The organism is Dyella caseinilytica (genome assembly GCF_016865235.1).
Classification (GTDB): Bacteria; Pseudomonadota; Gammaproteobacteria; order Xanthomonadales; family Rhodanobacteraceae; genus Dyella_B; species Dyella_B caseinilytica.
Genome location: NZ_CP064030.1, coordinates 797,767 through 818,124 on the forward strand (window position 1 = coordinate 797,767; position 20,358 = coordinate 818,124).

19 protein-coding genes are annotated in these 20,358 nt (G+C 61.1%); 13 read left to right on the forward strand and 6 right to left on the reverse strand.

What is annotated here, in order from left to right:
- Window positions 1-174: 174 nt before the first annotated feature.
- The gene (locus ISN74_RS03285; protein WP_188797369.1) at window positions 175-1,260 is read left to right on the forward strand and encodes a lytic transglycosylase domain-containing protein; all 1,086 of its coding nucleotides are present in this window, start codon (window positions 175-177) and stop codon (window positions 1,258-1,260) included.
- Window positions 1,261-1,271: 11 nt separating this feature from the next.
- Here ISN74_RS03285 and ISN74_RS03290 read toward each other — a convergent pair whose 3' ends face one another.
- On the reverse strand, window positions 1,272-2,477 hold the full coding sequence (locus ISN74_RS03290) for a trypsin-like peptidase domain-containing protein (protein ID WP_188797370.1): 1,206 nt from the start codon (window positions 2,475-2,477) through the stop codon (window positions 1,272-1,274).
- Window positions 2,478-2,719: 242 nt separating this feature from the next.
- On the opposite strand from ISN74_RS03290, the gene petA reads away from it, so the two are divergent.
- The 5 genes from petA (at window position 2,720) to ISN74_RS03315 (ending at window position 6,741) form a co-directional block, all read left to right on the forward strand.
- Window positions 2,720-3,325, forward strand: coding sequence for a ubiquinol-cytochrome c reductase iron-sulfur subunit (petA, locus tag ISN74_RS03295; protein WP_188797372.1), 606 nt, complete (start codon window positions 2,720-2,722; stop codon window positions 3,323-3,325).
- On the forward strand, window positions 3,325-4,629 hold the full coding sequence (locus tag ISN74_RS03300; protein ID WP_188797373.1) for a cytochrome b: 1,305 nt from the start codon (window positions 3,325-3,327) through the stop codon (window positions 4,627-4,629). The genes petA and ISN74_RS03300 overlap by 1 nt, the downstream gene beginning before the upstream one ends.
- On the forward strand, window positions 4,622-5,362 hold the full coding sequence (locus tag ISN74_RS03305; protein WP_188797375.1) for a cytochrome c1: 741 nt from the start codon (window positions 4,622-4,624) through the stop codon (window positions 5,360-5,362). The genes ISN74_RS03300 and ISN74_RS03305 overlap by 8 nt, the downstream gene beginning before the upstream one ends.
- A 73-nt stretch (window positions 5,363-5,435) precedes the next feature.
- Window positions 5,436-6,062 (forward strand): glutathione S-transferase N-terminal domain-containing protein, encoded by a 627-nt coding sequence (locus ISN74_RS03310; protein WP_188797377.1) that lies wholly within the window; start codon window positions 5,436-5,438, stop codon window positions 6,060-6,062.
- 256 nt (window positions 6,063-6,318) lie between these two features.
- Complete coding sequence (locus tag ISN74_RS03315) at window positions 6,319-6,741, forward strand: ClpXP protease specificity-enhancing factor (protein WP_188799482.1); 423 nt, start codon at window positions 6,319-6,321, stop codon at window positions 6,739-6,741.
- A gap of 84 nt (window positions 6,742-6,825) precedes the next feature.
- Here ISN74_RS03315 and ISN74_RS03320 read toward each other — a convergent pair whose 3' ends face one another.
- The 4 genes from ISN74_RS03320 to ISN74_RS03335 all read right to left on the reverse strand — a co-directional run bounded on the left by ISN74_RS03320 (window position 6,826) and on the right by ISN74_RS03335 (window position 10,987).
- Window positions 6,826-7,242 carry a DUF3301 domain-containing protein gene (locus ISN74_RS03320; protein ID WP_188797379.1) on the reverse strand — a complete coding sequence of 139 codons (417 nt, stop codon included), beginning with the start codon at window positions 7,240-7,242 and terminating at the stop codon, window positions 6,826-6,828.
- A 36-nt stretch (window positions 7,243-7,278) separates the two neighbouring features.
- Window positions 7,279-8,136 (reverse strand): carboxylating nicotinate-nucleotide diphosphorylase, encoded by an 858-nt coding sequence (gene nadC, locus ISN74_RS03325; protein WP_188797381.1) that lies wholly within the window; start codon window positions 8,134-8,136, stop codon window positions 7,279-7,281.
- The gene (locus ISN74_RS03330) at window positions 8,133-10,427 is read right to left on the reverse strand and encodes a DUF1631 domain-containing protein (RefSeq protein WP_188797383.1); all 2,295 of its coding nucleotides are present in this window, start codon (window positions 10,425-10,427) and stop codon (window positions 8,133-8,135) included. Before ISN74_RS03330 ends, nadC begins: the two co-directional genes overlap by 4 nt.
- Before the next feature lie 293 nt (window positions 10,428-10,720).
- Entirely contained in the window at window positions 10,721-10,987 is a 267-nt protein-coding gene (locus ISN74_RS03335; protein WP_188797384.1) for a Trm112 family protein, read from the reverse strand.
- A gap of 68 nt (window positions 10,988-11,055) precedes the next feature.
- On the opposite strand from ISN74_RS03335, the gene purE reads away from it, so the two are divergent.
- Together purE and ISN74_RS03345 are read left to right on the forward strand one after the other, a co-directional pair.
- Window positions 11,056-11,559: a 5-(carboxyamino)imidazole ribonucleotide mutase gene (purE, locus tag ISN74_RS03340; RefSeq protein WP_188797386.1), complete on the forward strand. Its 504-nt coding sequence runs from the start codon at window positions 11,056-11,058 to the stop codon at window positions 11,557-11,559.
- Window positions 11,556-12,713, forward strand: coding sequence for a 5-(carboxyamino)imidazole ribonucleotide synthase (locus ISN74_RS03345; protein WP_188797388.1), 1,158 nt, complete (start codon window positions 11,556-11,558; stop codon window positions 12,711-12,713). The genes purE and ISN74_RS03345 overlap by 4 nt, the downstream gene beginning before the upstream one ends.
- Window positions 12,714-12,904: 191 nt before the next feature.
- Here the strand turns inward: ISN74_RS03345 and ISN74_RS03350 are convergent, their stop codons facing one another.
- Window positions 12,905-13,486 carry a superoxide dismutase gene (locus ISN74_RS03350; protein ID WP_188797390.1) on the reverse strand — a complete coding sequence of 194 codons (582 nt, stop codon included), beginning with the start codon at window positions 13,484-13,486 and terminating at the stop codon, window positions 12,905-12,907.
- A gap of 96 nt (window positions 13,487-13,582) precedes the next feature.
- Here ISN74_RS03350 and grxD point away from each other — a divergent pair, with 96 nt between their 5' ends.
- From grxD to ISN74_RS03375, 5 genes are all read left to right on the forward strand, one after another.
- The gene (gene grxD / locus ISN74_RS03355) at window positions 13,583-13,909 is read left to right on the forward strand and encodes a Grx4 family monothiol glutaredoxin (protein WP_188799483.1); all 327 of its coding nucleotides are present in this window, start codon (window positions 13,583-13,585) and stop codon (window positions 13,907-13,909) included.
- Entirely contained in the window at window positions 13,906-14,673 is a 768-nt protein-coding gene (locus tag ISN74_RS03360) for an SDR family NAD(P)-dependent oxidoreductase (RefSeq protein WP_188797392.1), read from the forward strand. The genes grxD and ISN74_RS03360 overlap by 4 nt, the downstream gene beginning before the upstream one ends.
- A 64-nt stretch (window positions 14,674-14,737) precedes the next feature.
- Window positions 14,738-15,337, forward strand: coding sequence for a YhgN family NAAT transporter (locus ISN74_RS03365; RefSeq protein ID WP_188797394.1), 600 nt, complete (start codon window positions 14,738-14,740; stop codon window positions 15,335-15,337).
- Between the two features lie 155 nt (window positions 15,338-15,492).
- Window positions 15,493-17,205: a bifunctional ornithine lipid synthase OlsF gene (olsF, locus tag ISN74_RS03370; protein WP_188797396.1), complete on the forward strand. Its 1,713-nt coding sequence runs from the start codon at window positions 15,493-15,495 to the stop codon at window positions 17,203-17,205.
- Between the two features lie 558 nt (window positions 17,206-17,763).
- Window positions 17,764-20,256, forward strand: coding sequence for a TonB-dependent receptor (locus ISN74_RS03375; RefSeq protein ID WP_188797398.1), 2,493 nt, complete (start codon window positions 17,764-17,766; stop codon window positions 20,254-20,256).
- The last annotated feature ends 102 nt before the right edge of the window (window positions 20,257-20,358 follow it).

The following is a 20,358-nucleotide window of genomic DNA, read 5'->3' on the forward strand; positions in this document are numbered from 1 at the left end:
TGGCAAGGGAGTCGTCGTCCCGGCGCAGGCCGGGATCCGGTGTCTTTGGTGGAGCATAAGTCTCTGGGTCCCGGCCTGGGCCGGGACGACGAACGGTAATGCGAGGCATGTTCCGGCTCACGAAATCAGCAATTTAGGCTTGGCTCGGGCAAGTTACCGGGGCACACTGCCGCCATGTTCGCTGCCGTACGCCAAGGGGGAGGCGCCGGCCCCAAGGCAAACCGCCTCCCTGCGCTTTTGTTGATCCTGTTCCAGGTGACGCTTGGCTGCGTCTTTTTTCTATGGTTTGCGCCGGCTCATGCGGGGGCGCTGTTCCGCTGTGTGGGGTCGCAGGGCGAAGTGGTCTTCAGCGGTAACGCCGCGGGCTATCACGACTGCAAGCAGGTCACGTCGTTCGCCACGGCAGCCCCTCATGCTGCGCGCGCAACGAAAGAAGTGACTTCGTTGGCTTGGGTAACTGGCTGGGCTGACACCACGGCCCAGCCCATCGCGCCGATCGTGGTTTCGCTGGACCGGGTGCAGGGCGGCGTGGAGACGACGGCGCAGGAAGCGCCAGCATCACCGCTTCTCACCGGGAAGCCAGGGCAATGGACGTATAGCGAATCACGCGATGCGCTGTCGGCCGCGCAGGCTTCCGCTGGGGCACAGGATTCACCGGACAACCGGGTGCTAACCGGCGCTGTTTATCGTGTGGTGCATAAAGACGGCAGCGTGGAGTACACCAACATCCAGCCCTCCGGTGCGCTGGCGCGCAACGTCACGCGACTTTTCAGCTATATCGCCACGTGCATGGCGTGCAATCTGCATTCGCCGATTAACTGGGGTACGGTGCACCTGGATCTCACGGATTATGCGGATGTGATCCACAACGCGAGTCTTGAGTCGGGCGTGGATGAGGCGCTGATCCGCGCGATCATCCATGCCGAAAGTGCCTTCAATCCACGCGCCATGTCGCTGAAAGGAGCACAGGGCTTGATGCAATTGATGCCAAGCACTGCGAACGACATGGGTGTGCTCGATGCCTTCGATCCGGCGCAGAACATTCACGGCGGCGCTCGCTATCTCGGTTTGCTGCTGAAGAATTTCAACGGCGACGTGCGGCTAACTGCCGCAGCCTATAACGCGGGACCTGGCGCTGTGCAGCACTACAACGGCGTGCCGCCATTTGCCGAAACACAGGTTTATGTGCAGCGCGTGGGCGAGTTGCTGCAGCGATACAACAAAGCCCTGCGCACAGGGCCGGCATCGGCGAGCCTTTGAATCTTGGATGGTTAGGAGCTGCTGCTGTTCGCGGCGGATGCCGCCGTGGGTGTCTGCAGCGGACGCTGGGCCACCGTCAGCATCAGGTGAAAGGGCACACCATTGCGCAGGCCTGACAACTCCACCTTGCTGCCGGGCTTGAGGTCGGCTTCGCGTCGGCTGAGGTCGGCCGGATCGCGGACATCTTCATTACCCAACTGCAGCAAGATGTCGTGGACCTGAAGGCCGGCGAGGGCGGCCGGTCCATTGGGATAAATATCCGTGACTTGCGCGCCCCGCGCTGCGGACGGCAGGCCGCTGTCTGCGGCCACGGGCACGAAGCCGTAGTCGGCGCCCAGCCAGCCGCGGATCACATGCCCGGTTGCGATTAATTGTCGCAGGACGTTGGTAGCTGTATCGACAGGAATGGCAAAACCGATACCTTCGGCATTTGCCGCCTTGCCGATCAACAACGTGTTGATGCCAACCAGATCGCCATTGCTATTGACCAGTGCGCCGCCGGAATTGCCGAGGTTGATGGCGGCGTCGGTCTGGATGAAATCTTCCGGACTGCTGTTGCTCAGCTGCCTGCCGATCGCGCTGATGATGCCCATCGTCACGGTCTGGTTGAGGCCGAGCGGGTTGCCGATGGCAAGCACCACGTCACCCACACGCAGCTTTTTCGGATCGGCCATCTGGATCACCGGCAGGTTGCCGGCGTTTTGGATCTTCAGCACGGCCAAATCGGTTTCTTCATCGGCGCCGACCAGGGTGGCCTTGGCCACGCGTCCGTCGTACAGCAGCACCTGGATGTCATCGGAATTGGCGATCACATGATTATTCGTGAGCACATAGCCTTCGGGGCTGACGATCACGCCGGAGCCAAGGTTCTGCTCGCGTCGTGTTACCGGCGGGCCAGCGGGCGTGTTGCCGAACAGCTGTTGCATCAGCGGATCGGTGAACATCTTGACGGCCTGCTCGGTGACGACCTTGTTGGCGTAGATGTTCACCACCGAGGGCGCGGCCTTGGCCACGGCGTCGGAATAGGAGGCCGGTGCATTGACCGCGGTGGATGTGGTTTCGGTACTCACCGCGGCAGCGGGCGCGTGTTCCAGTCCGAAGCGCGCGCGCAGCCGATCGCCAACGCCCGGCCAGACCAGGCTGATGACGAACGCAAGCGCCAACCCAAGCACCACGAAGCGGGCAATAAAGGCGACGATGCCGGCGGCATGCTTCATGTCGTAGTGCGAGTCCGTAACCGATTCGTGGAGTGTGGCAGAGCGACGTGACCGCCCCTGCGGTTTTATTGTAGGGTGCTGAACCTGAGACTAGACTAACGTGATTTTTGTAAGGTAACGAGGTAACGCAGTTTTTGCAGGGGCACGATCCTGGGGCGGTCGGCGAAGCGCAACCTTTTTCGTCCGCGACGGCAGTATCTGGTTTCTGCATTCTCAATGGCATGCAAGTACCGGAGAGCCTGATGGCGAACGAAGTCGTCGATCTAGGCCGCCGCCGCTTTCTCACTACGACAACTGCCGTAGTGGGGGGAGTGGGCGTGGTGGCGGCAGCAGTGCCTTTCATTAAGTCGTGGGAACCCAGTGCAAGAGCCAAGGCCGCCGGTGCGCCGGTCACCCAGTCACTCAAGAAGATCGAGCCTGGCCAGCAATTGATCGTGGCGTGGCGCAGCCTCCCGGTATTCATCGTCAACCGCACGCCTCCTCAGCTTGCGGCCCTGCCCAAGCAGGATCCTCGTCTGGTCGATCCCGGATCGACGGGTTCTTCCGTCGATCAGCAGCCCAAATACGCACAGAACGCCACACGCTCCATCAAGCCCGAGTGGCTGGTGATGATCGGCATCTGTACGCACCTGGGATGCGTGCCCGACTACGTGGGCGAGATGAAGGCCGAGCCCTTCGATCCGAACTGGCAAGGCGGCTATTACTGTCCCTGCCACCACTCACGCTATGACATGGCAGGCCGTGTCTACCAGGGCGTGCCGGCACCGAAGAATATGGAGATCCCTCCGTATCACTTCGTTGACGATACGACAGTGCAGATCGGTGTCGATCCGCAGGGGGCAGCGTAATGGCAAACGTCTTCTCCACTATTGGCGAGTGGGTCAATGAGCGCGCGCCCGGCTTGATGCCGGTGTATCGCAAACACATGACCGAGTACTACGCGCCGAAGAATTTCAATCTCTGGTACTACTTCGGTTCGCTGGCATTGCTGGTGCTGGCCAACCAGATCATCACCGGCATCTTCCTCACCATGAACTACGATCCGAGCGCGTCCGGCGCGTTCGATTCGGTGCAGTACATCATGCGTGACGTGGAGTGGGGCTGGCTGATTCGCTACATGCATTCCACCGGTGCATCGCTGTTCTTCGTGGTCATCTATCTGCACATGTTCCGCGGCATCCTGTACGGCTCGTACAAGAAACCGCGCGAACTGGTGTGGTTGCTCGGCATGCTGATCTTTCTGGTGCTGATGGCCGAAGCCTTCATGGGTTATGTGCTGCCGTGGGGCAACATGTCGTTCTGGGGTGCGAAGGTGATCGTGTCGCTGTTCGGCACGATTCCGGTGATCGGCAAGGATCTGGTCGAGTGGATCATGGGCGACTTCCTGCCCGCCGATGCCACGCTCAACCGCTTCTTCGCCCTGCACGTGATTGCCTTGCCGCTGGTACTGATCCTGCTGGTGGTGCTGCACTTGGCGGCGCTCCATGAAGTGGGGTCGAATAACCCGGACGGCGTGGACATCAAGCACGGCGCGAAGGGCAATCGCTGGGATGCGACCAAGCCCGCCGATGGCATTCCGTTCCACCCGTATTACACGGTGAAGGATCTGGTGGGCGTCGGCCTGTTCCTTGCCATCGGTGCCTTCATCATCTTCTTCCAGCCGACGTTCGGTGGCTGGTTCCTCGAGCATGACAACTCGATCCCGGCGAACAACCTGGTGACGCCAGCGCAGATCAAACCGGTGTGGTACTTCACCGCGTTCTACGCCATCGTGCGCATGATTCCATCCGCCTTCGGTACTGCGGTATGGGGCGTACTGGGCATGTTCGGGGCGATCGTGCTTCTGTTCCTGCTGCCATGGATCGATGCCGGCAAGGTGAAATCCATCCGCTATCGCGGCACCGGCTTCAAGGTGGCGCTCACCTTGTTCGTGCTGGCGTTCTTCGGACTGGTGCTGATCGGTACCGATTCCACCGCTGAGCTGATTCCGATGCTGTTCGGATCAAGTGTGGACGTCACCTCAGTGGAGAACCTGTTTGGCCGTGTGATGGTGCTGATCTACTTCGGCTTCTTCGTATTCCTGTGGCTTTACACGCACCTTGGTTGGGAAAAGACCAAGCCGGTTCCGGAACGGGTGACCACGCATGATTAAGCGCTACCTTTCCACTTTTGCGCTGGCATTCGGCCTGCTGCTGGGCACCTCCGCGGTGATGGCTGAGGGGCCGGACTTACCGTCCGCCGGTACCAACCTGCGCGACACCGCGTCGCTCCAACGCGGTGCCCATCTGTTCTTCAACTACTGCGTGGGTTGTCACTCGCTCAAGTACATGCGCTATGAGCGCATCGCGGATGACCTCGGTTTGACCGAGGACGACGTGATGAACAACTTCAACTTCACCGGTGGGAAATTCGGCGATCCGGTGATCTCGCACATGCCGGCGGACGATGCGCAGAAGTTCTTCGGCAAGGCACCGCCGGATCTGTCGCTGGAAGTGTCCGCCAAGGGGCCAGATTGGGTTTTTGCCTACCTCAACTCCTTTTATCTGGACCCCAAGAGCCCGATCGGCTGGAACAACCTGATCCTGCCCAACGCCGCCATGCCGTTCCCGTTGTGGGAGCTGCAGGGCGAGCAGGTGCCGGTCATGGCGGCAGCCAAAGCAGGTGACGATCCGCAGATCGAAAAGCTCAAGCTTGCCCATCAGGGCCGCCTGACGCCGGAGCAGTACCAGCAAGCCACGCGTGACCTGACCAACTTCCTCGAATACGTGTCCGACCCGGCGGCCCTGCAGAGGCGGCATTACGGCATCTGGGTGGTTTTGTTCCTGCTGGCTTTCACCTTCCTGGCCTATCTGCTAAAGAAGGAATATTGGAAGGACATTCATTAAAAGGATTTGTGACCGCCGCGTGACGATGGCGAGGGCCATCCCCGGCGGTCATACATAATGGGGAGAACAGTGCATGGTCCAGAACGCTCGTTCCCGGACAGTACTCGCCCTTTACTCCGCTGCCGATGATATTCAGTGTCATCGTGTACGACTGGTGCTGGCAGCGAAGGGAGTCGGCTACGATCTGGTCCAGGTCGACCCAGCCAAGCCGCCGGAAGACCTGACCGACCTTAATCCCTACAACTCGCTGCCGACGCTGGTTGATCGCGAGCTCACCCTTTACGACACCTCAGTGGTGTGCGAGTACCTGGATGAGCGTTATCCGCATCCTCCGCTGATGCCGATCGACCCGCTTTCCCGCGCACGGTTGCGGCTGGCGTCGGTGCGGATCGAGCGCGATTGGCTGCCCGAGATCGACCATATCCGTGCCGGTGGCCGCCCCGCGGATGCCGCCCGCAAGCGCCTGCGTGAGCAATTGCTGAGCACCGTGCCGCTGTTCAAGGCGTCGAAGTTCTTCCTCAACCCGGAGATGAGCTTGGTCGATTGCCTGGTGACGCCAGTGATATGGAGGCTGCCCGCGCTGGGTGTCGAGCTGGGACGGGAAGGCAAGCCGGTCATGGATTACGGCGAGCGCATGTTCCATAGCCAGGGCTATGCACGCAGCCTGACTTCCGAGGAAAGGGCGCTGCGGGCCTCCTGACCGGCGCGAGCCATCAGATGCTGCCCGGGCGGCAAGGAGCATGGGCAGTGTGCGGGTGTTCTGGACATCCCCGAACATTTCAAATTCAATACGCCGGGGCCGGCCGGGTTTGTCTACATACTTTCGGATGCCGGCCAGCAAGCGGCCACATTGCCTTCACCTGACGCTTGGGTGATTTGCGGGCAGATGGGGCCGGTGATCTCAAGCAGTATCCATTCAGAGCATCTTCCCGGTGACACAGCAGTCCCCCCATGGCATGACCTCCAATCGGCCCTATCTTTTGCGGGCCATTTACGATTGGATCAGCGACAACAACCTCACGCCCTACATGCTGGTGGACGCGGGCCACAATGGTGTGCGCGTGCCGCCGCATGTGATCAAGAACGGGCAGGTCGTGCTCAATCTGGCCATGCGCGCGGTCGCCAACCTGGACCTTGGCAACGAATGGATCAGCTTTCAGGCCCGCTTTTCCGGCGTCAGCCATAGTATCCAGATTCCAGTGCCTGCGGTCCTGGCGTTGTATGCACAGGAGAACGGCCAGGGGATGATGTTTCCGGCCGAGGAAGAAGATGGTGGCGATCCGCCTTCCGACACGCCGCCGTCACCGCCCGCACCTGAGCCTCCGACGGATGGCGATAAGCCGAAGCGCAGCGGGTCGCATTTGAGGGTGGTCAAGTAAGCGGTGGCTTCGTGTTGGGTCGCATGCGCATGCGACCCGATACAAGGCACGCAACGCACACGATCGATACGGTGTCACCCAGAATCAGTGCCGAACATCCCGATCGCCATTCCGACGCCGAAACGGCACCACGTTCCCGCTTTGCGCAACGTTGGCCCGTCCATCGGAATGATCGGGTAGCTCAGGTGTGTACAACTCGATGGTAGGCAGCACCAATGCAGTGAGCGTGTTGCCGATCATCCACAGGTGACCGGCCTCGCGATCGTTACCATCGATGCTCACCTCAAAACTGTAACGCCGCTCCACCACACGCCGCTCACCGATACGTCGCCAGCGCACGCCGCTCAAGCCGACCGTTTCATCCAGTAGTTGCAGCCCATACTGCTGGCAGCGTGTGCGCGCCTCCTGGATGGCGCGATCGCGGGCGCGACTGAGCGTAAGCCAGGTGCCGCCTAAGCCCAGCAGAATGATCAAGAGCAGAAGTGTCGCGAGGTCGCCCATATCTGCAGTGTGTGGGCGTCCAGTGGTCGCTACAAGTCAGTCGATTTTCAGGCGCAACGAAAGATCCACAGCCCGCGTGTTCTTGGTGAGCGCGCCGACCGAGATGAAGTCCACGCCGGTGCTGGCGTAGTCGCTGATGGTGCTCAGGTCGACGTTGCCGGAAATTTCCAGCGGTACGCGGCCGGCGGTATGGGCGACGGCATCGCGCATCAGTGGCAGGGTGAAGTTGTCGAGCATGATGCGGTCGACGCCGGCATCCAGCGCCTGCTGCAGCTCGTCGAGGTTTTCCACCTCTACTTCCAGCAGCAGGCTGGGATGCAGTTGCCGTGCCGCCAGGACGGCGGCGGCGATGCTGCCGGCGGCGATGATGTGGTTTTCTTTCACCAGGATCGCGTCATACAGGCCGATGCGATGGTTGTGCCCACCGCCGCAGCGCACGGCATATTTCTGCGCCAGGCGCAGGCCGGGCACGGTCTTGCGGGTGTCGAGCACGCGCACGTTCGTACCCGCCACGGCAGCAACATAGGTCGCGGTGGTGGTGGCGGTGCCGGACAGCAATTGCAGGAAGTTGAGCGCGGAGCGTTCGGCGCTGACGAGCGCACGCGCATTGCCGTGCATGACGCAGACCACGGTACCGGGGGCGATCCGGTCGCCATCGGTCACATGCCAGTCGATCTTCGCTTGTGGATCGAGTTTGTGAATGCAGGCGTTGAACCACGGGATGCCGGCGACGACGGCGTCTTCGCGGCAGGTGAGCTGTGCAGTGGCCTGGGCGTCTGCCGGCAGCAGGCTGGCGGTGGCATCGCCCATGCCGAGGTCTTCGGCAAAGGCGCGCTCCACATCAGCGTTGATCGTTGCCGTATCAGGCGGGGTGAAACGAAGTGCAGTGGTCATTCCGTGTCATTGGTGCGAGCCTCTTCGTGGCTCAGTCGATCAACGATAGCATCCATGGCGCGATCGAACAGTGCATTCGAAGCGAGGATGCGGGCACGCCCTTCGGCCATCACCGTCGCCAGTTCATACGGCGAGTAGTCCGCGACTTTCAGGCCGCGGCGGTTGACGAACAGATAGCGTCCGCTCATCGGGCTGATCCACGAAAGCTTGGCGCGTTCGAAATGGTCGTCTGTGCTGTTGAACTCCAGCCAGGTGCCGGGCTTGAGTTCGCTGACGTGCTCAAGTTCCTCGCGCACTTCCGGTGCGACAGTCGCTGCGTCGGGCTCGGCAAGGGCCGGATCGTCTTCCAGGTCAGCCATGCTTTCGGCCAGTGGCTGGATGCTTTCAGGAATCGGCAGCGGCGCGGGCGTACCTTCGGCGGCCTGTGGCTGCTGTTCGGTGGTGGGAATGGCCGCTTCGCCAAGCTGCTGGCGATAGTAGGTGTGCAATTGGCCGAGCAGGCGCTCGATGTCGGCGTCCTGGAAGGCTACGTTCGCCAGGCCCTTGCGCAGCGCGCGCTCGATGCCGGGCAGCAGCTGGCGCAGGTCGCGCTTGGCTTCCGGGGTGCGCACCGGCTTGGTGCTGGCGATAAAGGCGTCGACGAAGCGCAGCGCCTCGCGGAGCTCGGGCGATTCGTCGCCTTTGCGCAGGATGGTCAGCACCAGATAGTTGGCCCACGCGCGCGACAGCACGCCATGGACCAACGGTGGCAGCACATGGTCGCCAATGCGGTTGAGGATTTCACGTGCGGCGCGGCGGCGCGCCTGTTCCAGTTTCTCGCGGCCACGCGTCGATTCGGCGACGCGTTGCTCGGCCAGTTCGGCGCGGCGACGGTTGCTTTCCTGGAACTGCTGCAGTTCGGCGAACAGGCGATCGAAGATCGTCATGTCGTCGTCGAATTCCTGCAGCAAACGCTCGACGATGGCTTTGACGGTGTCGTGCAGGCGACCATCGCGGTCGGATTCTTCCGACCAGCTCTTGGCTGCCTCTGCCAGGCCATCGAGCAGGCGGCGCGCCGGATGTTGACGGTGCGCGAACAGCTTGCGGTCGATGATCGCGGCTTTCAAATACGGAATTTGCAGACGTGCCAGCATGACCTGCATCTGCGGCGGCAGATTGCGGTCTTCGAGGATGAACTCGAACAGCATGCCGACCAGGTCGATGGTGTCTTCGTCCATCGTGGCGATCTGGCCCGGCTTCTGGCCACGCAGAGAACCCAACTGACTTAGCAGCTGTTCTTTCAGCTGCAGCACCTGTTGGGTGATATCCATGGCGCTGGCGCCGCCCGTCGACAGCGGCATGACCGGCACCGTCGCCGCCTGACTTTGCAGCACGCTGAGCGCACCGATCAGTTCGTTGGCGGTGGGCAAGGGGCCTTGTGTCAAAGCCGAAAGCGGCACATCCGGATGAGCCCGGCGGGCGCCGAACAGGGTGCGCAGCGTCTGTAGTAATTCCGCCGACGCTTCGCTGTCGTCCGCCACCGGGGCGGCCACATCGCCGGCGGCAGCTGCGGCGGTGCCCGTGGCTGTTCCGCCGCCGGGGCGCACCACTTCGTGACGCAGCTGCGGCAGCACGCCGGCACGCATCAGCTCGGCATTGGTTTCCTGGTACAGCTCGTCCAGCGAAGCCATCACGTAGCGATCGAACAACTTGTAGATGATCAGCTTCACACGCATGTCGGCGCTGAGTTCGCGCATCGACAGACGGAACGCCTGAGCGAGCAAGGCAGGGCCGACCGGATTGGTGGCGTCTTCGATCTTCGCGCCGCCGCAGATCACCGAGAGACGCTGGTTCACTGCGAACAGGTCGCGAGCCAGGCGGGTCTCGTTCTTGCCGATCATGCTGGTGATGGCCAGCGATTCTTCCAACTCGTTGTCCGCCACCAGAGAAAGTTCGATCGAACCGGCTAGTGGCGTGGCAGTGCCGCTTTGCGAGGTCGAGCGCTGGCCGCTGACGAAATCATTCAGTTCGCGCGACACCTGCGCCAGGAAGCTACGCTCGATCACTGGGCGGCGCTTGCGCACCTCGCGCATGCCATCGAAGTAATGCATCTGCGCGGCGTTGTTCTCGGCCTTTTCGGCAAGATCGAACAGTGCATCGTCGACGTGCTCGAACATGTTGCCAATGTATTGCTGCAGGCGGCGGGTGGCGATGCTCCGGACGGCATTCAACAAGTCGCCTCCACGGCCGCTGGAGGGGTCCAGCCGCTGGCTCAAATTGACGATGTTCGATGGCTCGTTGGCTGGATTCATCGCCACACCCCTGTGGTTGGCCATTAACTTCTGTCGACGGACTGCCTGCTTATCCAAGCAACATAAGCGAAAACGGGTTTCCCCGCCATGCCGGACGTCAAGGATTTTAGCTTTGGTGTTCAACCCCAGGCCCAGGCGACAGGAACTTGCGTGGAGCTGACTTGGGGGCTTCGCATGGTGCATGGATGCGCCGCCTACGAAGCAAACGTGCAAGTGCTTGATTTGTGAAGCTGCGTCAGGTGCCGCACGCGGTGGGTCGGAGAAAAATCCGGGACGGATTTTTCAGGCCATGCTCAGGCGGCGAAGTCGTTGAATTGGGTGGTGCCGATACCTTCCTCGGGGAGCATCACCGGGATGCTGTCCTCGATCCGGTAGATCACCTTGCGGTCCACGGTGATCAGCCCTTCGCTCAACCGGGCCTGCACAGTGGCGCCCGCCACGTTCAACACCTGGCCGGCGTCGATGGCCTGGTTCACGGTGCTCAGTTCGCTGCTGGTGAGCGGACGCACCGGAGTCTTGCTTACCGGGCAGCAGAGAATGTCGAGCAGGCGCTTATCCATGGTCGGGCGAGAGGTATCGTTGCAATGCGGGGAAGCACGTACAATATCCCCTTTTGGACGACCGGGCCATGACGGTAACAACGGCAGCACCGCGGGTTGGTGTGGTGATGGGGTCGCGTTCGGATTGGGAAACCATGACGCATGCGGCTGACCTGCTCCAGGAATTGGGCGTGTCCCACGAGGTTCGGGTGGTCTCCGCACACCGCACGCCGGATCTCCTGTTCCAGTACGCGGAAGAAGCGGTCAGTCGCGGCATCCAGGTGATCATTGCCGGCGCCGGTGGGGCCGCTCATCTACCTGGCATGCTGGCAGCCAAGACTCGTTTGCCCGTGTTTGGCGTGCCCGTGCAGTCCAAGGCACTCAACGGTATGGATTCGCTGCTTTCCATTGCCCAGATGCCGGCCGGTATCCCGGTGGGCACATTGGCGATCGGCCGGGCCGGCGCGGTCAATGCCGGCTTGCTCGCGGCGGCGGTGCTTGCGTTGCACGATCCGGCGCTGGCCAAGGCGGTCGAGGCTTATCGCTCCCGTCAAACCCAGTCGGTACTGGATAACCCGGATCCTCGCGCGTGACCGAACGTAAGCAACCTGTTCTGGGCATTCTCGGTGGCGGACAGCTGGCCCGCATGTTGGCGCTTGCCGCGGCGCCGTTGGGCGTCAAGACCCTGGTGGTGGATAGCGCTGCCGATGCCTGTGCGGGCCAAGTAGCGCCCTTGCGGCTGGCCGACTGGACCGACTACGCCACGCTGGAAAAATTCGCCGCGGAAGTCGATGTGGTGACGTTCGATTTCGAGAACGTGCCGGCTGAGACGGCGCACTGGCTGGCTGAGCGCGTGGCGGTATTCCCTGATCCTCGCGCCCTGGCCGTCGCACAGGATCGTCTGGCCGAGAAGACACTGTTCCGCGAATGTGGCTTGCAGACACCGGCGTTCGAAGCGATCGATACCCGTGAAGATCTCGATCGTGCGCTAGCCGTCATCGGTGCGCCGGCGATTCTCAAGACACGCCGTCTCGGCTACGACGGCAAGGGCCAGTTCCGTATCAAGCAGTTGTCCGATGCGGACGCCGCCTGGGCTGCACTGGGCGCACAGGCCAGTGCGCATGGCCTGATTCTGGAAGCCTTCGTGCCGTTCGATCGTGAGCTTTCGGTGCTCGCCGTGCGCACACGCGACGGTGATTTTCGCATCTGGCCGCTGACCCAGAACTGGCACACCGATGGTGTGCTTAGCCTCAGTCTTGCGCCTGCGCCTGACGTGGATGCGCTGCAGGTGCGTGCCGCGGAATTGGCTCGCGTGCTTGCCGAGCGATTGGGCTACGTGGGTGTCTTTGCGCTGGAGCTGTTCGTCAAGGACGGGCAATTGCTTGGTAATGAAATGGCGCCGCGCGTGCACAACTCGGGTCACTGGACTATCGAAGGTGCGGTGGCCAGCCAGTTTGAGAATCACGTGCGCGCCGTGCTGGGTTTACCGCTTGGGGATACCGCGACACGCGGCTACTCGGTGATGTTCAACTGGATTGGTGATTTGCCGGATCCTACGCCTGTGCTCAGCACCGTGGACGGGCACTGGCATGACTATGGCAAGCAATCGCGGCCGGGACGCAAGGTGGGTCATGCCACGGTGTGTGCGCGGGAAGCGAAGGTGTTGGCAGCGCGAGTGGGCGAGATTGCGCAAGCGCTGAAGCGCGAAGAACAGGCAGTCCCTGCCGTTCACGCGTTGACGAAATAACCCTCTCTCCCCTTTGGAGAGAGGGCTGGGATGAGGGGACATTCTTACCTTGCGTCTGATTCGAAGCAGACGCCGAATACAGTGTTTCGCAAGAGTGCCCCCCTCACCTCGATCCTCTTCCTCGCTCCTCAAGACGAGGCCGTCCTTGGCCTCTATCCGCGTCCCAATGAGGAGAGGAAGAAGGGTCCTGCTTAGGCGAGGTTCTTCGCCGCGAAGTCCCAGTTCACCAAATCCCAGAACGACTCCACGTACTTCGGACGCGCGTTGCGGTAGTCGATGTAGTAGGCGTGTTCCCACACGTCGATGGTGAACAGCGGCTTGTCGCTGCCGGTGATCGGCGTGGCGGCGTTGGACGTGTTTACGATGCCCAGCGAGCCATCGGGACGCTGCACCAGCCAGGTCCAGCCTGAACCGAAGTTGCCGGTCGCCGACTTGGTGAACTCTTCCTTGAACTTGTCGAAGGAGCTGAAGGCCTTGGTGATGGCATCGGCCAACTTGCCGGTCGGCGCATTGTCCTTCAGCGGCTTGCGCATCGAGTGCCAATAGAAGGTGTGGTTCCAGATCTGTGCCGCGTTGTTGAACACGCCGCCGGAGGACTTCTTGATGATGTCTTCCAGCGCGGCGCCCTCGAACTCGGTGCCCTTGATCAGGTTGTTGAGATTGGTCACATAGGCCTGATGGTGCTTGCCGTAGTGGTACTCGAGCGTCTCGGCCGAGATGTTCGGCTCCAGCGCGTTCTTTTCATAGGGCAGCGGGGGAAGTTCGATCGCCATGGGTAACTCCTGGGCGTTGGCTGAGGAATGCGGTTGGCCGCCGATGGCGGCTGGTACACTACCGGTCTGCTGCATTGTAGTGATGAATCGAAACTTATGGACGTCAACGAGCGAATCAAGGCGGTGCTTGCCGAGCACCCGATCGTGCTCTTCATGAAGGGCACGCCAGAGTTTCCGATGTGCGGCTTCTCCAGTCGTGCGGCGCAGGCGCTAAAAGAGGCGAACGCCACGTTTCATGCCGTGAACGTGCTGGCTGATCCGGAAATCCGCGCTGCGCTGCCGCACTACGCCAACTGGCCCACCTTCCCGCAGCTGTTCATCCAGGGCGAGCTGATCGGTGGCTGCGACATTGTGGAAGACCTCAAAGCGTCTGGTGAATTGGTGCGCATGGCCCTTGATGTCGCGGGCGAGAGTCACGCATGAGTCTCCCGTTGCATCGCCTGCCCGAAGCCTGGACGCCATCCCATACCTTGTTGGATGGTCGCGTGGTGCTGGTCACTGGTGCGTATGGCGGATTGGGCAGCGCGGTGGCACGCGCTGCGGCACGCGCCGGTGCGACCGTGGTGATCACCGGTAAGCGCAAGCGCCGGCTCGAACAACTTTACGATGCGATGATCCAGGAAGGTCTGCCCGAACCGGTCATTCATCCGCTCGACATGGAAACGGCCACGCCACGTGATTACGAAGCGTTCGTCGAAGGTGTGCAGCGTGACCTTGGCCGTCTGGATGGAATCGTCCACGCGGCAGCGAGCTTTGCCGGCCTGACGCCGATTGCGATGTACAAGCCGGATGTCTGGTTGCGCGCCTTGCATGTGAATGTTTCCGCACCTTTTGCACTCACCCAGGCCTGCCTGCCGTTGCTGACGACAGCGCCCGACAGTGCAGCCGTGTTCGTGCTCGATAATCCGGAACTCGTGCAGCGCGCGCATTGGGGCGCCTACGGCGTATCGAAGGCAGCGCTGGAGCGCTTTGTTGCGATTCTCCATCAGGAGCACGACGAAGGTGCCTTCCGCGTGCACGCTTTGTTACCAGCCCCCATGCGCACCACGTTGCGCCGTACGGCTTATTTCGGCGAAGACACCTTGCAGCATCCTTTGCCGGATGACACCGCCGGTGCCGTGATCTATCTGCTGAGCAACCAGGCTGCGGCAGCACGCGGCGCTGTGTTGGACTTACGCGTGACATGATCGCAACAAGCGGTATTCAGTTGCGCGCTGGCGCGATCAGACAGGGGGTGGAATGGAAACGCAGATGACTACTTTGTCGGCGGCGATCCTGCTGTTCCTGATCATGGATCCGCTCGGCAATATCCCGATCTTCCTGAGCTTGCTCAAGGACGTGCCGCCCAAGCGCCGCCGTGTGGTGATGGTGCGCGAATTGCTGATCGCGCTGGCGGTATTGCTGGTGTTCCTGATGGGCGGGCAGCTGATCCTTAAGTTGCTGCAACTGCGGGAGGAGTCGATCAGCATTGCTGGTGGCATCGTGTTGTTCCTGATCGGCATTCGCATGGTGTTTCCGCCCGCAGACGGCGGCGGCATTTTCGGCGGTACCGGCGAGGGCGAGCCTTTTATCGTCCCGATGGCGATTCCCGGTGTGGCCGGTCCTTCGGCGATGGCTGCCTTGCTGCTGCTCACCAATACCGAGCCGGGACGTACAGCCGATTGGGCGATCGCGTTGCTGTGCGCCTGGCTGGCAACGGCGGTCATCCTGTTGAGTTCCACTTACCTGTTCCGCTGGCTGGGCAAGAGTGTGCTGACAGCACTGGAGCGGGTGATGGGCATGTTGCTGATTGCGCTTTCCGTGCAGATGTTCCTGAGTGGCATCGCGGCGTATTTGCACCTGAAGGTTTGACGCGCGCGCTTGCTTGTCGAGGACAGGTAACAAGCTCTTAAGAAATGGCCCGTGGCTCATCGTGTATTCTTGCGATTGAGACAAGTTTGACTGCGTAATTTCGCGCAGTTGTCACACTCGATCGGCAACATGGATGAAAATCAAGGGAGGCGGTCATGCTTCGCGTTGAACAGGCCCTTACCGAGCGTCTGCCATGGCTTGCACAGCATCCCATGATTCGTCGGCCTGTCGCCGGCATGCTGGGCCGCCTTGCCGATGAAGCGGGATTCAATCGGGTACTCGATCGTATCGGTAATGCCGAGGGTTCTGCGTTCGCCGAAAAGGCGCTCGACGTACTTGGTTGCAGTTATCACGTCGGCCAGCGCGAACGGGAAAATATTCCGGTCGAAGGCGGTGTGCTGATCGTCGCCAATCATCCACTTGGCATGCTGGACGCGATGGCACTGGTCGATCTGATCGGATCGGTGCGTAAAGACATCCGCATTCTGGGCAACGACTTCCTGGCGGCGATCCCGCAGCTCGGTCCGATCTTGTTGCCGGTTGACGTCTTCGGCAGCGGCGCAGCATCACGTTTGCGCAATGTCTATCGCGCGCTGGATCGCGGCGAAGCCTTGATCGTTTTCCCGGCCGGAGAAGTGTCGCGAATGGGACCGGCCGGTGTGCGTGATGGACGGTGGTCGGATGGTTTCGCCCGTCTCGCCATGCGCAGCAAAGTACCGGTGTTGCCGATCCACGTAGCGGCACGCAATTCGGCGATGTTCTACGGTCTGTCGATGCTGGCCAAGCCCTTGAGCACGGCGATGCTTCCGCGTGAGGCGGTTGCCACGAACGTAAGCCGGATCGGCTTCAGCGTCGGTGCGTTGGTCAGCGCAGAGGAACTGGAAGCACGTAGCGGCGGGTCGACCCAGCGCGCGGCGAACCTCATGCGGCGCCACGTATACCGGCTTGGTCGCCGGCGTGGTTTGATCTTCGGCGGCCAGGTGCCACTGGCGCATCCGGAACCGGTCGATCGTGTGGCGCTGGAGCTGGCTCAGTGCGAGAAGCTCGCTGATCTTGCCGACGGCAAGCAGATTGTGGTGCTGCGCGGATCCACCGATGGTGCGGCGCTGCGCGAGATTGGCCGCCTGCGCGAACTGACGTTCCGCAAGGTGGGCGAGGGCACCAACACGCGTCGCGATCTGGATACCTACGATGCGCATTACGAGCACCTGGTGCTGTGGGATCCCAAAGTCCTGCGCATCGTCGGCTCGTATCGCCTGGGTCACGGCGGACGCCTGATCACCGACCGCGGCATGGGTGGCCTTTACACCGCCAGCCTGTTCAATTATTCGCCCGCACTGGAATCGCGTCTGGCCCAAGGTCTTGAGCTGGGCCGCAGCTTTATCGCCCCGGCGTATTGGCGTTCGCGCGCACTGGATCAGCTGTGGCAGGGCATTGGCCTGTATCTGCAGCGCCATCCGGAATTGCACTACCTGTTCGGCCCGGTCAGCATGTCGGTCAGCTTGCCGCGTCAAGCCCGTGAGTGGATCGCTGCCGCGCATCAGCATTACTTCGGCGTGTCTGGTCTGGCTTCCGCTCGGCAGCCCTTCAAGGTGTCGCCGGATGTACTGGAAGGGGTCCGTCGTGAGCTGGAAGGCCTGGACGCGGCCAGTGGATTGGGGCGGCTCCGGAATCATTTGGATGCCCTCGGCGTCACCCTGCCGGTGTTGTATCGCCAGTATGTCGACCTGGTCGAGCCCGATGGTGTGCAATTTCTTGATTTTGGTGAGGACCCGGGCTTCTCCGGCTGCGTCGATGGCCTGGTGATGCTCGATCTGTCCCGCCTCAAGCCTGCCAAGCGCGCCCGCTACCTGGGCAAAGACGCCTAAGTTAAGCCCCGATCCAACGATAAGTGATTGTTCTTAGACGCACAAAGGCCGCCCCTGGGGCGGCCTTTGTCGTTTAGAGATCTACATCAATCCGGCTTTGATGTTTCCCAAGGCTGGCCTGCCGGGTGGTGGACAGCGCAGGGCAGTGATTCGCCGATTGAGATAAATCTGTAAAATAATTGTAAGGGTGGCGTGTAATCTTACTAAGGTATCGCTAAGGATACGTGACTGCTTTCCCCGTGCCTGATGCCGGAAACGACTCAGGTAGAGCGAACGAATCAGCCAGCTTACACGTGTTTCTCATCCAGGGTTTTGTATTAGGGACGGGGCCCTTCCACCTCGATCCCAAAAGAAAGTCGCACAACCGAGGGTTCCAAAAGAGGTTACACGCGGCTCATGAATCCATGAGCCCGAGGCCTCTTTTGTGTTGAAGAGAGCATGACGTGTGGCAGTCGGCCCGGGCCGGCAGGCCGGCCGATGTTGAGTGTCGTTACAGCTGTACCAACAGTCACGAAAAGCGGTGCCCGAGAAATATCGAAACTAACTACGGGACTAAAAATGAAACGAACGCATCTTTCCGCAGCAATTGGCGTGGCTTGTTGCTTGTCCATGGGTGTTGCGATGGCGCAAACCGCCAGCAACGATCAGACCCAGGGCAGCCAGAACACGGCGTCCGGCCAGCAGCGCGTCAATGCCTCCAGCACCTCCAACACCACCACGTCCAATGCTACGCAGCGCGATGCAAAGCAGATGTCGGCGGTGACCGTGCAGGGGCAGTCGCTCTCGCTAGGCGGTGGTTTGATGTCGGTGCAGACCGCACCGAAAGCCGTCTCGACCATCACGCGTGACGCGATCGAAAAAGCTAGCCCGGGCAGCAACTTCACCCAGATGATCGGTTCCATCCCGGGCGTGAACGCGGCGACGGACGACATCACCGGTCTGGCCAACGGCCACTACAGCATGCGCGGTTACGACTCGTCGGACATCGGCATGACCGTGAACGGCGCTCCGATCACCGATACCGGCAGCTACTCGGTGTATGCCACCGAATACGGCGATTCCGAGAACATGGGTGACATCACCGTGCTGCAGGGCATCCCCGATATCGACATGCCCGACTCAGGCGCCAGCGGCGGCCATATCGGCTGGGCGACCATCGACCCGTCGCATCAGGGTGGTGTGGATTTCACCCAGAGCATTGGCAGCAACGACTATCGCCGTACCTTTGTGCGCCTGAACACCGGCGACCTCGGCCCGGTGCGTTCGTGGATTTCGTTCTCCGACAACACCGCCGACATGTGGCGCGGTGAGGGCACCCTGAAGGTGACCAAGGTGGACGGCAAGTCGGTGTGGACCATCGACGACAACAACTCCATCAGCGCCTCGCTGCAGTACAGCCGCCAGAGCAACTACGAATACGACGACCTTACCAAGCAGCAGGAAGAGCAGCTTGGCTACAAGTACAACTACAACGACACCTGGACCCCGCTGAACAACCTCAAGGGCAAGGCCCTGTATAACGCGGCGTACAACGACGAAAATTATTGGGGCCTGCACACCAATCCGTACAAGAGCTACATGTTCAGCATGGACGGCGAGTTCAAGCTGGCCGATAGCACGCACCTGTCGGTCATTCCGTATTTCTGGTACGGCGATGGCGGTGGCGGTGGCGCTGGTGTTGCACAGGAAAGCACGTCGTTGATCAACAAGTATCTGTACGCCAACGTCGACCTCAATGGCGATGGCTTGATCAACAACAGCACCTATAGCTCCAAGCTCAAGAACTACAACAATTTCTACGGCGGCACGGTGTATTCCTATTCGTCCGCGCTGACCTATCGCCCGGGTGTGGTTGCCAAAGCCAACACCGATCTGGGCATGGACAACAGCCTCGAATACGGCTTCTGGTACGAGCGCTCGCGCAAGAGCCAGTCTGATACCTACGGTCTGCTCGACCCGGCCACGGGTACGCCGGACGACTTCTGGCTGAATTCCTCGTACCTGCTCTATCCCGGTGGCCAGGCGCAGAAGTTCTACGACGAATACACCACCACCGAGCTGAAGAAGGGCTTCGTCACCGACAACTGGACGCCGAACGACTTCTGGACGTTCCAGGGTGGCGTGTCGTACCTGTATGCGACGCGCACAGGTGCTGCTTTCGACTATCCGTACTCGACCAGCCAGACGTCCACCAACTTCAACAACAACTGGCACCGCCTCCTGCCGGCGGCCGGCATCAAGTTCCAGTTGGATGACAAGAATCAGTTCTACCTCGGCACCGGCAAGACCTTCCGCGTACCGAGCAACACGGCGATCCTGCTCGACGCCCTGGCCGATCTGAACAACGGCAAGCCGGAAATGTCCTGGAACACCGATCTGGGCTACCGCTTCTACGGTGATTCGATTTCGGCCAGCGCCGACATCTATCACAGCAACTACTTCAACAAGCAGGAAGCGGCGTATACCGAAGAGGGTGTGGAGTACTACACCACGGTTCCGCACATGGACATGCAAGGCTTCAACGGCGAGCTGAGCTGGAAGTTCCTGCCGAACTGGACGGTGTACACCTCCTACACCTACACGCAGGCCAAGATCCGCGGCGATATCGACGGTGGTCTGGGCAATGCGTATGACGGCGGCAACGGCGTCTATCCGACCAACGGCAAGACCATGCCCGATACGCCGCGCAACATCGGCAACGTCAGCCTCGGTTACGACGATTCGCGTGTGTGGGCAATGTTGACCGGTCGTGTGACCAGCTCGCTGTACGGTGACTACTTGAACACCGAGAGCGTGGGTGGCTTCACCACCTTCGGTTTCAGCGCCGGTTACCGCTTCGGCGACTGGGGCTGGCTGAAGAAGCCGTACATCAAGCTCAACGTCGACAACCTGACCAACCACGAAGCCTTCTCATACGTGTACTCGGCGTCGATGTTGTCCAAGCAGCCGGCCGGAGCGGCGCTTGCTCAGTACCTGTACTCCTCTGCACCGGAGTACGGTTTGCTGCAGCCGCGTGCGTTCGTGCTCACGTTCGGTACATCGTTCCAGTAAGCAGTGTGGCCTGCGCCGCTTAGTCGGTACAGGTTGTGCAAAAAAAGCCCCGCGGCTCGCCGCGGGGCTTTTTTATGGGGAGACCGTCCCATGGCCGGGCTC

Excerpts from the sequence above, each read along its gene's own strand:
- ISN74_RS03360 (WP_188797392.1), top strand. The coding sequence starts at position 13,906 with ATGAGTCTCCCGTTGCATCGCCTGCCCGAAGCCTGGACGCCATCCCAT.
- ISN74_RS03285 (WP_188797369.1), top strand. The coding sequence starts at position 175 with ATGTTCGCTGCCGTACGCCAAGGGGGAGGCGCCGGCCCCAAGGCAAAC.
- ISN74_RS03300 (WP_188797373.1), top strand. The coding sequence starts at position 3,325 with ATGGCAAACGTCTTCTCCACTATTGGCGAGTGGGTCAATGAGCGCGCG.
- petA (WP_188797372.1), top strand. The coding sequence starts at position 2,720 with ATGGCGAACGAAGTCGTCGATCTAGGCCGCCGCCGCTTTCTCACTACG.
- ISN74_RS03335 (WP_188797384.1), bottom strand. The coding sequence starts at position 10,987 with ATGGATAAGCGCCTGCTCGACATTCTCTGCTGCCCGGTAAGCAAGACT.
- grxD (WP_188799483.1), top strand. The coding sequence starts at position 13,583 with ATGGACGTCAACGAGCGAATCAAGGCGGTGCTTGCCGAGCACCCGATC.
- ISN74_RS03290 (WP_188797370.1), bottom strand. The coding sequence starts at position 2,477 with ATGAAGCATGCCGCCGGCATCGTCGCCTTTATTGCCCGCTTCGTGGTG.
- olsF (WP_188797396.1), top strand. The coding sequence starts at position 15,493 with ATGCTTCGCGTTGAACAGGCCCTTACCGAGCGTCTGCCATGGCTTGCA.
- ISN74_RS03305 (WP_188797375.1), top strand. The coding sequence starts at position 4,622 with ATGATTAAGCGCTACCTTTCCACTTTTGCGCTGGCATTCGGCCTGCTG.
- purE (WP_188797386.1), top strand. The coding sequence starts at position 11,056 with ATGACGGTAACAACGGCAGCACCGCGGGTTGGTGTGGTGATGGGGTCG.
- ISN74_RS03320 (WP_188797379.1), bottom strand. The coding sequence starts at position 7,242 with ATGGGCGACCTCGCGACACTTCTGCTCTTGATCATTCTGCTGGGCTTA.
- ISN74_RS03365 (WP_188797394.1), top strand. The coding sequence starts at position 14,738 with ATGACTACTTTGTCGGCGGCGATCCTGCTGTTCCTGATCATGGATCCG.
- nadC (WP_188797381.1), bottom strand. The coding sequence starts at position 8,136 with ATGACCACTGCACTTCGTTTCACCCCGCCTGATACGGCAACGATCAAC.
- ISN74_RS03375 (WP_188797398.1), top strand. The coding sequence starts at position 17,764 with ATGAAACGAACGCATCTTTCCGCAGCAATTGGCGTGGCTTGTTGCTTG.
- ISN74_RS03315 (WP_188799482.1), top strand. The coding sequence starts at position 6,319 with ATGACCTCCAATCGGCCCTATCTTTTGCGGGCCATTTACGATTGGATC.
- ISN74_RS03310 (WP_188797377.1), top strand. The coding sequence starts at position 5,436 with ATGGTCCAGAACGCTCGTTCCCGGACAGTACTCGCCCTTTACTCCGCT.
- ISN74_RS03330 (WP_188797383.1), bottom strand. The coding sequence starts at position 10,427 with ATGAATCCAGCCAACGAGCCATCGAACATCGTCAATTTGAGCCAGCGG.
- ISN74_RS03350 (WP_188797390.1), bottom strand. The coding sequence starts at position 13,486 with ATGGCGATCGAACTTCCCCCGCTGCCCTATGAAAAGAACGCGCTGGAG.